The sequence below is a fragment of the Nocardia sp. CA-135953 genome, assembly GCF_050955735.1.
Lineage (GTDB): Bacteria > Actinomycetota > Actinomycetes > Mycobacteriales > Mycobacteriaceae > Nocardia.
This window is the reverse complement of sequence record NZ_CP192082.1, coordinates 6731871-6745009: the sequence shown is the minus strand read 5'-3', so window position 1 is coordinate 6745009 and position 13139 is coordinate 6731871. Positions and strand designations below refer to the sequence as shown.

Below are 13139 nucleotides of genomic sequence, written 5' to 3'. Positions count from 1 at the left end.
GAACGGAAAAATGGCCAAGCGGATCGACGTCAAAGACCTGAATATCTACTACGGCAAATTCCATGCGGTTGCCGATGTCAAGCTGTCGGTACTGCCGCGCAGCGTGACCGCCTTCATCGGCCCGTCGGGTTGCGGTAAGTCCACCGTGCTGCGTTCGCTCAACCGGATGCACGAGGTGACCCCGAATGCCCGCGTCGAGGGCGCGGTGCTCCTCGACGGCGAGGACATCTACGGCTCCACCGTCGACCCGGTCGGCGTGCGCCGCACCATCGGCATGGTGTTCCAACGCCCGAATCCGTTCCCCACCATGTCGATTCGCGACAATGTGGTGGCCGGACTGAAGCTGCAGGGTGTGCGCAACAAGAAGGAGCTCGACGAGGTCGCCGAGCGTTCGTTGCGGGGCGCCAACCTGTGGAACGAGGTCAAGGACCGGCTGGACAAGCCGGGCGGCGGCCTCTCCGGTGGTCAGCAGCAGCGTCTGTGCATCGCGCGCGCCATCGCGGTATCGCCCGATGTGCTGCTGATGGACGAGCCGTGTTCGGCGCTGGACCCGATCTCCACCCTGGCGATCGAGGACCTGATCACCGAGCTGAAGAAGGAATTCACCATCGTCATCGTCACGCACAATATGCAGCAGGCCGCGCGCGTGAGTGACCAGACCGGCTTCTTCAACCTGGAGGCTCAGGGCAAGCCGGGCAAGCTGATCGAGATCGACGATACCGAGAAGATCTTCTCCAACCCGGGCCAGAAGGCGACGGAGGATTACATCTCCGGTCGCTTCGGATAAGGCACAAGTAAATGGCCCGCACTTGGTGCGGGCCATTTTACGTTCAGCCGGTCCAGCTGATTTCTGAGTACATGGGGTAACTCACCGGGGACGGGCCAACTCGATCCGCTCGTTCCGCCAGCCGCAAATGTCACTAGGGCGCCTGAGTCTGGCACCTAAAGGCGCGGGGAGGCGGAAGAGCCCGCGTAGAACGCGGGCCTTTTGAAATTCACAGCTCGATGTCGGGGTCCGGCGGCAGTTCACCGGTGACCAGGAAGATCACCCGGCGGCCGATCTCCACGGCGTGGTCGGCGAAGCGCTCGTAGTAGCGGCCGAGCAGTGTCACATCGACGGCAGCGGCGACGCCGTATTTCCAGTCGCGATCCATCAGCAACGTGAACAGGTGACGGTGCAGATCGTCCATCGCCTCGTCGTCCTCGTTGAGCTGCGCGGCGCGCTCCGGATCACGGGACTCGAGCACCTCCTTGGCGCCCTCACCCATACTCACCGCGACGCGGCCCATCTCCGCGAAGTAGCCGTTCACCGCCTCGGGCAGGGCGTGGTTGGGGTGGCGGCGCCGGGTCACCTTGGCGACGTGCAGCGCCAGCGCGCCCATCCGGTTGACGTCCTGGACGATCTGGATCGCGCTCACTACCTGCCGCAGATCACCCGCCACCGGTGCCTGCAGCGCAAGCAGGGCAAACGACTTCTCCTCGGCGCCGGTGATCATTTCGGCGATCCGGTCGCCCTCGCCGATCACCGACTCAGCCAGAGTGAGATCGGCCTGGAGCAGCGACTGGGTGGCCCGTTCCATCGCCGAACCCGCCAGACCGGCCATCTCGCCCAGCAGGTGGGCAAGGTCGGCCATTTGCTCGTTGTAGATGACACGCATGAGAAGAAACACTAGTGCCAGGTGCTGACCTCGTCACCAACTCTGGGTTAATGGGTGGTGCCGAACGTTAGCGAGGGCGTTGCCCAGCCTGCGGCGGCACTACTTGCAGGTTTCGTCGGCGGCGTTGACGTGCTCCAGGTCCGAGGGCAGTGTGACCGGTTCCGCGCTCGCCACGGTGACCGAGACGTTCGAGATCGGATCGCCGACCGGCGTTGGAGTGCGAATGGTCGGATTATCGGCGCCGATCACAACCTCGACAATGCCACCGAGACTATTCGACTGCTCCATCGTCGCTCCAGGCAGGGAACTGGCCACCGTGGCCGCCTCGGCCTCGTGACCGGGCCCGAAGCGCACCTTGGTGGCCACCTCGGAATTGCCGCCGGAGTAATTGCCGGTGTTGTAGATCTGGAAGCCCTGATTGCCGAGCTTGATCGCCGCCTTGTTGGCCGCGCCTGCCGTCTCCGACCCATTGGAGACCAGCAGCGATACCGAGCTCGGATCCACTGCGGTCAGCTTCGGCGGCGCAGGCTGGGCCGATGGGATCGAACCGGGAGCCGGGGTCGACTTCTTCTCGCCGGGCAGCGGCTGGTCATCGATGATGGCGCGGAAGATCGCCTTGATATCCGAATCGCGCGGGATCTCGTTGCCGTAGGAGGTGGTGCCCGCAGTCGGGATGGTCAGGAAGGTGACCGCGCCCGCGTCGACCTTCTGCAGCGAGCGACCCAGGGTCAGCAGGTCGGTCGGTTGCACCTTGTCGACGAAGGTGTGGCTGGTGAATGCGGAGATGAAGCCGTTCAACTTGCCGGGATCGAAGAGCACCCGGCTCGACAGTGCGCCGCGCAGCAGCGAGGCCAGAAAGCGCTGCTGCCGGTTGATCCGGTCGTAGTCGCTGCGTTCCTCGCCGTAGACGTGCCTGGCGCGCACATAGTTGAGTGCGGTCTCGCCGTTGATGTGCTGGTGGCCGGAATTTTCCAGGACGGTACCGAGGACGCCGTCGACGATCGGCTTGGGCGTGCAGACATCGACGCCGCCGACCTGATCGACCATCGCCTCGAATCCGGCGAAGTCGATGCCGATGAAGTGTCCGATGCTCAGACCCGTCATCTTGCGGATCACATTGACCAGACACTTCGGTCCGGCGAGCGCGTACACGGCATTGAGCTTGTCGCCCATGGCCGAGGGGAACACATCGTTGGTGTAGACGGCCTTGTCGTTGTCCCAGCCGTTGCACTGCGGACGGGTGACATCGAGGTCGCGTGGGAACGAGACCACCACGACGCGCGAACGGTTCTTGGGGATGTTCACCAGCATGACGGTGTCGGCGCGGGAGCCCTCGGCATCGTCCAGGGTGCCTGCACCCACCTGTCCGTTGACACCCGCGCGGGTGTCGGTGCCGACGAGCAGATAGTTCTCGTCGCCGAGCTGCGCGCCGGAGTCGACCACGTCTTCCGGATGGTCGTCGAGCGCGGAGACCTGGGTGAAACCATTGGCGGTCGAACGTAGATAGCTCCAGCCGCCGCCGGTGACCAGCAGCGCGACCACTGCACAAATTGTCAGGGTGGCCCGGCCCGCGACCCGTAGCCGCTTATTGCGGCGCTGTCGGCTCGCGGCGAGCCGGGACAGGCCGACACGGCTCGATGCGGCCGCGGTCTTCGGGTCGTCCGGATCGGTGGTCGGCCAGCCCATGGTGCGCTTCTTCGGTCGAGGGGTCTCCTCGACCGGGGGGATGACGTCGGTGACGACCTCCGGCGGCTCTTTTCCGGAAACCGTCGATGCGCGGCGTTTCCCGGTGCGCGCGGTCGTCGGGGTGCCCGCGATGTCGTCGACGACCGGGGAGGCCCCGGAACGGCGGGCGGCGTCGGCTTTGGCGGCTGGAGTGGCCGTCGTACGCGGTGCGTCGGGATTGCGTGCAGCCGGGTTGCCGGAGGTGCGGGACGCATCGGTCTTGCGTCCGGCTGGGGTGCTCGACGTACGAGGCGCGTCGCCTTTGCGTCCAGTCGGCATTGCGGATGTGCGCGGCGGTGCGTCGGCCTTGCGTCCGGCCGGGGTGGCCGATGTGCGGGGTGCGTCGGCATTGCGTCCGGCGGGCATGGCCGAGGTGCGGGGCGGCGCGTCCGCTTGGCGCGCGGAGGGAGCGCTCGATTTACGCGGCGGGGTATCGCCTTGGCGTGCGGCGGACTCCGGCGGGGCCGCCCGGTTCGCGTGCGTGGGCGGTGCATCCGGAGTCGTGGGTCGACGTCCGCGCCCGCTGCGTTCGTTGTCGACCTTCTGGACCAGGTCCTGAACCGTCAGCGGTGTCGAGCCGGAATCGGGATCGTTATGTCGGGCTCTCCGGGACGATCGTGCACCGTCGCGTTCGGTGTAATCCGCCGTGGGATAGCGCTCCCACGGGGCGCGACCTCCGGGCCGTGGCGACTGCCCGTGCCGATCGTCACCCACCAACGAACCTCGCTTTTCGTCTCCGCTGCCGTTTCGGCCGCTTTCGACCCGCATGACCGATTCCGCCAATGATAACGATTCCGCCACGGCGAGCCAGCCCAGTGCGAAATCGACTGGCCGAGGTTATGTTGCGCATTTGGAAATGTGCTGGTCGGAGGGTTCTTGACGATCGCGTGACAGTGCGATTGCACGGATAAGTTGCTTGCCGGTCGCTCGGAACGATCAGCCGCCGCTGTGCATCAGATCCGCGCCCGCCGGGACGGCCGGATCGTCGGGATCGTCTAGCCAGCCGTGTGGCAGCGCCACCTTGCCCGGCGAACCCTGACGGCCGCGCGGACCCTCGGCATCGCGGGGGAATGGCGCGGTCGGGTCGAGTTCGCCGATGAGGTCCTGCAATTGAGTGAGACTCGACACAGTCGCGAAGGAGCGGCGCAGGTCCGCACCGACCGGAAAACCCATCAGATACCAGGCCATATGCTTGCGCAGATCGCGCATGGCCTTGTCCTCGCCGAGGTGTTGGGCGAGCAGTGCGCCGTGCCGGTACAGCACCTCGCCGACGCGGCCGAGATCCGGCGCCTCGGGCAGTGCTTCGCCGCGCAGCGCCGCCTGCAATTCGGCGAACAGCCACGGGCGACCGAGGCAGCCGCGGCCGACAACGACTCCGTCGCAACCGGTTTCGTCCATCATGCGCACCGCGTCGGCGGCGGAGAAGATATCGCCGTTGCCGAGCACGGGAATCGTTGTGACGGCCTCCTTGAGCCGCGCGATCTTCGTCCAGTCGGCCTGGCCCGAATACCGCTGTGCGGCGGTGCGGGCGTGCAGTGCGACGGCCTTCGCGCCCTCGGCCTCGGCAATGCGGCCCGCGTCCAAGTAGGTGAGGTGGTCGTCATCGATGCCGATGCGGAACTTCACCGTCACCGGAATACCGGCCGGTTCGGCGCCGGAAACCATCGCCTTGACGATCTTGCTGAACAGCGCGCGCTTGTACGGCAGCGCGGCGCCGCCACCCAGCCGAGTGACCTTCGGAACAGGGCAGCCGAGGTTGAGATCGATGTGATCGGCCCAGCCCTCACCGACGATGATCCGCACGGCCTCGCCGAGTGTGGCCGGATCCACACCGTAGAGCTGCATCGAGCGCGGATGCTCGTCCTCGTCGAAGGACATCATGTGCAGCGTTTTCTCATTGCGCTCGACCACCGCCCGCGCGGTGATCATCTCGCACACATAGATCGACGTGGAGCTGCCGAACTCCCGGCACAGCTTCCGGAACGCCAGGTTGGTGATGCCCGCCATCGGCGCGAGCACCACCGCCGGATCGACCGGATACGGCCCGATCCGCAGCGTGCTCTTGGCTTCGGCAGTAATCGTCACGCCCACCAGTGTCTCATCAGCGGCTGGGTTGTCCTCGAGCCGTATGTGCTGACGTGTGCTGACCCACCTGCTAGTCGCCGCGGAGTCTGCGGTGGTAGATCTCGCGCACGGCCGGGTCGGGTCGGGCGTAAGCCGTTGTCGCGCCGGTGAATTTCGCGACACCCAGCTGTGCGCGGTAGGGCAGCAGTTGTGCTGATTTGATGATGGCCGCGAGTCGGCGCGGCACGGTCACCAGCGGTTTGTCCTGTTGTACGGATTTCACGATCGCCTGCGCGACATCCTCCGGATCCACTGTGGTCAGGGGCGTAATCCAGGCCGGCATATTGGCGCCGGCGGACAGTTCGGTGCGCACGATGCCCGGCAGCACCGCGCCGACGTGCACGCCGTGCTCCTTCATCTCCAGATGCAGCGCCGAGGTGAAACCGACCACCGCGTGCTTGGTCGCGCAATAGGTGGCCAGGCCCGGAAAGCCCTGTGTCCCAGCCAAAGACGCGATATTGATCAGATGTCCGCTGCCGCGGTCTTTGAACCGTTTGACGGCGAGCCGCGAACCGTGGATCACCCCATTGAGGTTGATGGCGATGATTCGTTCGGTCATGGTCTCGTCCTCTTCGGAAAACAGCCCGGTCGGCATGATTCCCGCATTGTTGACCAGCACGTCCAGCGGGCCGAGTTCACTGTCCACGGTGTCGAGGAAGGCGGCGAAGGATGCCTTATCCGTCACGTTCAGCGGTAACCCGACGATCTTGGCATCCGGGTCCGCACCCAATTCCGCCGCCGTGTCGGCGACCAGTTCGACATCGATATCACCGATCGCGACCGCGGCGCCCGCCCCCAGGAATGCCTCTGCGGTGGCCCGTCCGATCCCGCGGGCGCCGCCGGTGATCGCGACGACCCTGCCGGTGAGCGCCCCGTCGCCCTTCGATGTGCTGGACATATCCTCGGCCTCCTGCGGTCCTGTGAGTCACGGCCGGTCAGCGCGGCGCGCCGTCGGCGGCAATACCACCAGTGTCGAGGTTCGCGGCCGGATCGTCGGCGGATTCGGAACCGGACCCCGAGATGACTCGCCCGGGTTGGAGCTTCCGCGCCGAGAGCGCTCCGGCCTTCTCAGACGGCCTCGGTAGCTTGTTGCTCTCGGTAGCGCCTGTGACCACCAGAGTTATCGGCGAGGGCGAATGACGGAACGGATCGAGGGCACCGCATCAGGCGATGACGACTCCGGCGTGGAGTTGGGCAAGACTGCCGAGGCAACGGCCTACGTACGCGGGCCGACAAGTTCGGACAGCGGCCGGGCACCCTGTCGATTCGCGTGTCCACCGTGGTCGTCGGCGCGGTAATCGGCGCATTGGTAATCGCGGTCGCCGTGCTGGGCGGCTCGCTCGTTTCGGCACGCGGTGACCTTGCCGATCGAAACGTTCGGGAAGCCGCGGATAAGAGGGCCGAGCAGGTGGCCACCGAATACGCGGTCGGCGCGGCCACCGTCAATTACCGGGACATCCCGTCTTGGGTGGCCGAGCTGAAGGCGAATACCGTTCCGCAGCTGGCGAATAAGTTCGATGCGACCGCGCCCGAGCTCGAACAGATTCTGGTTCCGTTGAAGTGGACCTCCACCGCCGCGTCGATTACCGCGAAGGTGATGTCGGTGCAAGGCGGTATCTACAAAGTCGATGCGTTCGTGAATGTGAGTTCGACGAATGCGCAGAGTCCGGAAGGCGCGCAGACAACGGTGACCTACAACGTCACGCTGGATAAGAACTCGGATTGGCAGATCACCGATGTGGGCGGTGTCGACGGCGCACTGCCGGTGAAGTAGCGCCGCAAGGAGTTTCGGTTGTTGAAGCTATAAGTTTGCCACTGAGCTCGTTGTTGCCGAAAATAAACGCGCCGCCGCCGGAGAAATCCGGCGGCGGCGCGTTACGTTTGCGGGTCCAGATCAGCCGGCAGCGACTCCGGCGAGCTCGCGCTTCTTCGCCTCGCGGGCGAGCATGCGGTCGCGCTGCTCTTCGAACTTGACGACGTCCTGACTCAGCTTCTCCAGGAAAAGGCCGAGCCGTTCGCGCACGACTTCGCCGCGTGCGGTGAAATCGGTGCGCTCGAAGATGCTCCACTTCTTCAGCACGGGCTGCACCACCTCTTCGAGGTGCTGGCGCAGATCGTAGATGCCGTGCTTGGCCATCAGTACGCCGTTGCGGCGGAAGTTGGGCATACCGGCGCCGGGCATCTGGAAGTTCTCCAGGATCAGCGTGATCGCCTCGAGCGCCTGGTCGGGGGACAGATCCAGGGCCGCGCCGCACATGTTGCGGTAGAAGATCATGTGCAGGTTCTCGTCGGCGGCGACGCGCTGCAGCATGCGGTCCGCGATCGGGTCTTCGCAGACCCGGCCGGTATTGCGGTGGCTGACCCGGGTGGCCAGCTCCTGGAAGGTCACGTACGCGACCGAGTGCAGGAAGCCTGCGTCGGCCTCGGTCGGCGAAGCGAATCCGTTGGTCATGTGGATCATGCGCGCCTCTTCGAGCGCCACGGGATCGACGCCACGGGTCACCACGAGATAGTCGCGCATGACGATGCCGTGGCGATTCTCCTCGGCGGTCCAACGACCCACCCAGGTACCCCAGGCGCCGTCCTGCGAGAAGTTCTCGGCGATCTCGCGGTGGTAGGAGGGCAGATTGTCTTCGGTGAGCAGGTTCGTGATCATGGCAGCCTTGGCGACTTCGTTCAGTCGCGACTGCTCAGGGTCCCAGTCCACCCCGCCGAGTGCCGCGAAATTGCGGCCCTCATCCCACGGGACGTAGTCGTGCGGATGCCATTCCTTAGCCAGGGAGAGGTGCCGGTTGACGTTTTCTTCGGCAACCGGCTCCAACTCCGTGAGCAGCTCGAGTTGAGTCAGATCCCTTGCCATATACAAGCCCTTCATGTGTGTGCGCTCTTGCTGGTCAGTCCCCCGGGTAGACCGTGTGCCGATGCGGCCATACCTTACGGCACCGTAGGTGTGATGCGAAACGCATCTGGCTGGCAAACGAGACCTCGTGATAGAGGTCATATGCCGACGTCGGCGTTCGACAACCACAACGAGTGTAGGGGCTCGGCCCGCAGCAAGGGGTTTATCGCTACCGGCCGAGAGTCGTTAGCCCAGCGTGCCGTAACGCACAAAGCCGCTGGTGTCGCCGCCGCGATCGGTCCGCTTCGCCGCCGAAAGTCCGCCCGAGCGCACCACCTGTGTTCTCGGCCAACGCTTCTCCGATCGCGCGGCCGATGCCACCACACTTGCCGCTGCCGCAGAGCAGACCGCCGAGTATGTGTCCGATGCCGTCGCCGGACTGCGTCTGTGGTGCGCACCACTGCTCCGCCGCTCGGGTGGACAGCCGTCGCGATCGGAGGCGGCATCGGCGACGCTGGCTGTGTTCCTGCGCGCCGAAAACTGATCCAACGCGCCGATCGGCGAGCCGCGCCTCGGGCTCGGTCGCCCTGGGTGGCGATCAACCGAGCAATAGCTCCTTCGTGTCGGTGGCCTGGTCGACTTGTCGGCGATCTGTCCAATGGGAATCCGAGAAAATCGAATCATCGAGCGAAGTCATCGGCTCCACCTGTTGTCGGAGGATGCCCTCGGGTGCGCGGGCCGCGGCGCAAGGTATGGAAAGCCTGCCGCGGAATGTGGTGTTTCATGGCCGCAGCCGATGCGCGTCGCGACTGCGCGCCGTCTGGAATATGACTCAGGCGTCCGGTTCGGAAACCGGACGCCTGAGGAGGTGCCCCCAGTAGGGCTCGAACCTACGACCTGCGGATTAAAAGTCCGTAGCTCTACCAACTGAGCTATAGGGGCGCGGATGGACAGTGTAGTGGGCTGGGCGCGGATCGGGTAACCGGGGGCGGGGCGCGTCGGTTGGGGGCGTGGATCGGTTCGCTCGGAGATGTCGGGTGCCGGTGCCGAGTCGTGCTGGCGCACGGGGTAACACGATGCGTGCCGGTAGCGATGCTGCCGGTAAACAATTGGTACCCAGCTTTGTTCATTCCTACCGAGCCGGGCTACCATCCAATCATGTTGCGTACCAATGTCTTTGGATTTGCAGGGGGTGTAGGGCCAGTGCGCGGGGGGACGCAGCGCGGCGACTGGCCGGTGTCGCGCGGACGGCTCCGCGGCGACCGGGCCGCTGGTCGACTCGGGTGAACAGTGCTGCGACGCTGTCGAATTCGGAAATCCGAGGCATTACTTTGCTCGATTGCGTGAAGTTTGCTGTAACAGATATCCGGATGTTTCGGCCGCTGGAGTCTTCGGTTTGCCGCGTGTCGGATGGTGTTTCCGGGTACGGTGACGACTTGGTGAATTACGGAAGAATCGCCGACTTACCCGGCGATCCGAAATTCGGCTTATCGTTGGTGTGCCCGCACGTGTCGCGGCCGGTTCGACCGATCGCGACTTCCTACGAGTCGACGCCGGGGGAGGCAGATTCGAGACGAAGTAATGCCCAGGTGCGCACCCCCTGCGGCGCACCTGGGCAGGAAAACTATACCAGCTGGTGTGTTTCAGGATTTTCGCAAGTTTTCGTACCGAAAGTTTGAAACGGGGCGAAATCCCGGTTTGAAGTATTGATAAAACTCATAACTTCGCGCCAAGGGTCCGTTCCTTTTGGGGGCACCGATTGGCGACGAGTAGGCTTCGGAGGCGTTTCGAGCATGGCACGGCAGCAAGAGCGGGCCCGCCGGACACGCGCGGCGATAATCAGGTCCGCCGCCGTTGAGTTCGGGAAGAGCGGCTATGCCGCTGCATCGCTCAACCGCATTTTGGAAGGTTCACGCGCCACCAAGGGCGCCATGTACTTTCATTTCGATTCCAAGGAAGATCTCGCACGCGCGGTACTCGAGACCGCCGTCGACCGATACCGCACATCGGCCGAGCGTTGGCTTGCCAGAACGGATCTCGGTCCACTCGACGTCCTGCACGGGATGGTCGACGAGGTGGCATTGCGACTCGAGCACGACATCATCGTGCAGGCCGAATTCCGGTTGATCATCGAACCGGACTTCTATCGCGATGTGCAGACCGGCGGCGGTCGAATACTCGGCCGCGCCACCAGAGCACTCGCGGTCCGCGCCATCGATCAGGGCCAGCTGCGCGCCGATGCGGACCCGGACCGCTTCACCCGCACCATCTCTGCCGCCCTCGCCGGCCAGCGCTATCTGATCGATATCCTCGGCAGCGGGGTCGATCTGCGGACCCGGTTCCAGGAGACGCTCGAGGTCGTGGTCGAGGCGATGGCCACCCCGGAGTGGGCGGAGAAGTTCCGCAACGACGGCTGGCGGGCGCAAGCTCGACTCGATGAGCTCGGTTTGGGAGCCTGAACAGCCGATTTGGGAAACGCGGCCGATCTGTCATAAGCTATCCCAGCTCCCAACGGACAGCCGTTGAAGCCGGTCCGGAGAAATCCGGGGCGAGCCCCCTTCGTCTAGCGGCCTAGGACGCCGCCCTTTCAAGGCGGTAGCGCGGGTTCGAATCCCGTAGGGGGTACGGTCTTCGGATCGTTGGAAGCAAAGCAAGGCCCTGTGGCGCAGTTGGTTAGCGCGCCGCCCTGTCACGGCGGAGGTCGCGGGTTCGAGTCCCGTCAGGGTCGCAAAATAAGCGCCGGAGCAATCCGGCGTTTCGCGTATGGCATTCACCACGGGTGCCTGCGGCCAGGTAGCTCAGTTGGTACGAGCGTCCGCCTGAAAAGCGGAAGGTCGCCGGTTCGATCCCGGCCCTGGCCACTCGAAACGAGGAACCCCTGTCCGCAAAGAGCGCGGACAGGGGTTCCTCGCGTATGACCAGGGGATCTGCCATTCACTTCGACGGAAGTGACGAAGTTCCGGCGCGCATCGGTGTCCATGCGTATGTTTGAGCCTGCAACTCAGGGGGTGGGCTGCGTCGGCTGCGGCCGACGGGCGTGCTCCGAATGCACATCAGGCAAGTGAACCAGTTGCCGAGCAGAACCATAGGACTGCGATTCGAAGGAGGAAATCTCATGCGATTCGTCAAGACCGGTGTTCTCGCTATAGCGCTGGCCGGTGCTCTCATGAGCGGGGTCGGAATTGCGCACGCCGACGAAACCATCTCAGTAGACGCCAAGTTGCTGAGCTGCGCGATGCAGGCCGGGATCAGCGCATCCGACCTGACGGAGGCCAATATCGGCCGCTCCATCACTGTCTCCGATGAGGTTGCCGCCCAGCTCAGGGAAAAGGGCTGCCTCTAATCGGCCCGCCGGTCGTCCTGGCCGTCACGAAGCCAGGACGACCGGTTTTCGACCGTGCCGCATCTTGTGCCCACAGGCGCCGCGGAGTCTGGGCCGGATCTTGGAGGGTCGTGGGAAATGGGGGTCTGTTGATCATGGTGGTGGGATGCTGGGGGGATGGCGGAGAAGTGGTATTACTGCTTGAAGCATCAGCGGGCCGAGAGCGGGAAGCAGTGTTGGTTCCGGGACCGGATGGGGCCGTATCCGGATCGGGCTACTGCTGAGCGGGCATTGGAGATCGTGCATGCGCGCAATGCTCGTGAGGATGCTCGGGATCGGGGTTGGCGCGATGGGGAGAAGTGAGGGCGCGCCAGGGGTGGTGTGCGGCAACTGATTTCGATGTGGCTTCGGGGGTGGTCGGCGGGGTGGGCGCCGCGATTCGCGAGGTAGTCGGCATGTCGCGGGTATTCGGGGTGGCGGCGGGAGCGTGCGGGCGCTCAGGTGGTCTTCAGTTCGATCAAGTACGGTTCTTGGCAATCAGACGAGTGCTCCGGGTCCTGTCGTGGGTCTGCGGGCTGGAACAGGTGAGCAGGGAGGGCGACCCTTGAGGGTTACCGTTGTTGTGCCGACCTACAACGAGCGGGAGAATCTGCCGGTTGCGGTGGAGCGGCTGACGGCGCTGCCGGTGCCCGATCTGCATGTGCTCGTGGTGGATGACAATTCGCCGGACGGGACCGGTGAGATCGCCGACAAGCTGACGGCCGAGCTGCCGAATGTTGTCGGCGTACTGCACCGCACCGAGAAGAACGGATTGGGCCGCGCCTACGTGGCCGGGATCACCCGGGCACTGGACGAGGGCGCCGATGTGGTGATCCAGATGGACGCCGACCTGTCGCATCCCGCCGAGGTCATTCCGGCGATGCTGGAAAAGCTGGATACCACCGATGCCGGTGTCGTGCTCGGGTCCCGCTACGTGCCCGGCGGGTCCACCGCCGAGGAGTGGAAGTGGTACCGCAAGGCGCTGTCCGCGTGGGCCAACTTCTACGTGAACCTGATCCTGCGGCTGAGCGTCAAGGACGCCACCGCCGGGTTCAAGGCGTGGAAGGCCGATACGTTGCGCGCCATCGACGTGGCCTCGATTCGCAGCAACGGGTATTCGTTCCAGGTCGAGATGAACTACCGCACCGTCAAGAAGGGCATCACGATCGCGGAGGTACCGATCAGGTTCGAGGAGCGCACCCTCGGCGCCTCCAAGATGAGCCTCAAGGTGCAACTGGAATCCGCGCTGATGCCATGGAAGCTGCTGTTCGGGCGCTCGGTCTGAGACACCCGGCGCCGACCGGGCACCAGGTAACGGGGGTTCGTCCGTCAGCCGGGCATCCCGTCCGGCAAGCAGCCGGGCACCCTCCGTCAATCGGGCACCCCACCCACCAACTAACTCGGCATCCATTGGCCGGGGCCGGGTACCCGG

At 64.8% G+C, this 13139-nt stretch carries 11 protein-coding genes and 4 tRNA genes; 9 read left to right on the top strand and 6 right to left on the bottom strand.

What is annotated here, in order from left to right:
• Window positions 1-10: 10 nt before the first annotated feature.
• On the top strand, window positions 11-787 hold the full coding sequence (gene pstB, locus ACQPXH_RS30705; RefSeq protein WP_040686399.1) for a phosphate ABC transporter ATP-binding protein PstB: 777 nt from the start codon (window positions 11-13) through the stop codon (window positions 785-787).
• 208 nt (window positions 788-995) lie between these two features.
• Here the strand turns inward: pstB and phoU are convergent, their stop codons facing one another.
• The 4 genes from phoU to ACQPXH_RS30685 all read right to left on the bottom strand — a co-directional run bounded on the left by phoU (window position 996) and on the right by ACQPXH_RS30685 (window position 6405).
• On the bottom strand, window positions 996-1658 hold the full coding sequence (gene phoU / locus ACQPXH_RS30700; protein WP_433599923.1) for a phosphate signaling complex protein PhoU: 663 nt from the start codon (window positions 1656-1658) through the stop codon (window positions 996-998).
• Between the two features lie 99 nt (window positions 1659-1757).
• Complete coding sequence (locus tag ACQPXH_RS30695; RefSeq protein ID WP_433599922.1) at window positions 1758-4097, bottom strand: LCP family protein; 2340 nt, start codon at window positions 4095-4097, stop codon at window positions 1758-1760.
• A 222-nt stretch (window positions 4098-4319) separates the two neighbouring features.
• Window positions 4320-5468, bottom strand: coding sequence for a tRNA dihydrouridine synthase DusB (gene dusB / locus ACQPXH_RS30690; RefSeq protein WP_433599921.1), 1149 nt, complete (start codon window positions 5466-5468; stop codon window positions 4320-4322).
• 70 nt (window positions 5469-5538) lie between these two features.
• Complete coding sequence (locus ACQPXH_RS30685; protein ID WP_433599920.1) at window positions 5539-6405, bottom strand: SDR family oxidoreductase; 867 nt, start codon at window positions 6403-6405, stop codon at window positions 5539-5541.
• 372 nt (window positions 6406-6777) lie between these two features.
• Here ACQPXH_RS30685 and ACQPXH_RS30680 point away from each other — a divergent pair, with 372 nt between their 5' ends.
• Entirely contained in the window at window positions 6778-7281 is a 504-nt protein-coding gene (locus ACQPXH_RS30680; protein WP_433599919.1) for a hypothetical protein, read from the top strand.
• Window positions 7282-7401: 120 nt separating this feature from the next.
• Here the strand turns inward: ACQPXH_RS30680 and ACQPXH_RS30675 are convergent, their stop codons facing one another.
• Window positions 7402-8367: an acyl-ACP desaturase gene (locus tag ACQPXH_RS30675; protein ID WP_433599918.1), complete on the bottom strand. Its 966-nt coding sequence runs from the start codon at window positions 8365-8367 to the stop codon at window positions 7402-7404.
• A 259-nt stretch (window positions 8368-8626) separates the two neighbouring features.
• On the opposite strand from ACQPXH_RS30675, the gene ACQPXH_RS30670 reads away from it, so the two are divergent.
• Window positions 8627-8890: a hypothetical protein gene (locus ACQPXH_RS30670; RefSeq protein WP_433599917.1), complete on the top strand. Its 264-nt coding sequence runs from the start codon at window positions 8627-8629 to the stop codon at window positions 8888-8890.
• A gap of 325 nt (window positions 8891-9215) precedes the next feature.
• On the opposite strand, the gene ACQPXH_RS30665 is transcribed toward ACQPXH_RS30670, so the two are convergent.
• Window positions 9216-9288, bottom strand: a tRNA-Lys gene (locus tag ACQPXH_RS30665).
• 851 nt (window positions 9289-10139) lie between these two features.
• On the opposite strand from ACQPXH_RS30665, the gene ACQPXH_RS30660 reads away from it, so the two are divergent.
• The 6 genes from ACQPXH_RS30660 to ACQPXH_RS30635 all read left to right on the top strand — a co-directional run bounded on the left by ACQPXH_RS30660 (window position 10140) and on the right by ACQPXH_RS30635 (window position 12992).
• Window positions 10140-10805, top strand: coding sequence for a TetR family transcriptional regulator (locus ACQPXH_RS30660; RefSeq protein WP_433599916.1), 666 nt, complete (start codon window positions 10140-10142; stop codon window positions 10803-10805).
• A 93-nt stretch (window positions 10806-10898) separates the two neighbouring features.
• Window positions 10899-10971: transfer RNA gene (locus tag ACQPXH_RS30655), tRNA-Glu, on the top strand.
• 29 nt (window positions 10972-11000) lie between these two features.
• Window positions 11001-11074: transfer RNA gene (locus tag ACQPXH_RS30650), tRNA-Asp, on the top strand.
• A gap of 59 nt (window positions 11075-11133) precedes the next feature.
• Window positions 11134-11207, top strand: a tRNA-Phe gene (locus ACQPXH_RS30645).
• A 254-nt stretch (window positions 11208-11461) separates the two neighbouring features.
• Entirely contained in the window at window positions 11462-11689 is a 228-nt protein-coding gene (locus ACQPXH_RS30640) for a hypothetical protein (protein ID WP_433599915.1), read from the top strand.
• Between the two features lie 583 nt (window positions 11690-12272).
• A complete protein-coding gene (locus ACQPXH_RS30635) occupies window positions 12273-12992 on the top strand; it encodes a polyprenol monophosphomannose synthase (protein ID WP_433599914.1) in 720 nt (239 codons plus the stop codon).
• Window positions 12993-13139: the final 147 nt, after the last annotated feature.

Bases quoted from the DNA above. Each gene is read 5' to 3' on its own strand.
- ACQPXH_RS30640 (WP_433599915.1), top strand. From the start codon at position 11,462: ATGCGATTCGTCAAGACCGGTGTTCTCGCTATAGCGCTGGCCGGTGCT.
- ACQPXH_RS30660 (WP_433599916.1), top strand. From the start codon at position 10,140: ATGGCACGGCAGCAAGAGCGGGCCCGCCGGACACGCGCGGCGATAATC.
- phoU (WP_433599923.1), bottom strand. From the start codon at position 1,658: ATGCGTGTCATCTACAACGAGCAAATGGCCGACCTTGCCCACCTGCTG.
- ACQPXH_RS30675 (WP_433599918.1), bottom strand. From the start codon at position 8,367: ATGGCAAGGGATCTGACTCAACTCGAGCTGCTCACGGAGTTGGAGCCG.
- ACQPXH_RS30685 (WP_433599920.1), bottom strand. From the start codon at position 6,405: ATGTCCAGCACATCGAAGGGCGACGGGGCGCTCACCGGCAGGGTCGTC.
- pstB (WP_040686399.1), top strand. From the start codon at position 11: ATGGCCAAGCGGATCGACGTCAAAGACCTGAATATCTACTACGGCAAA.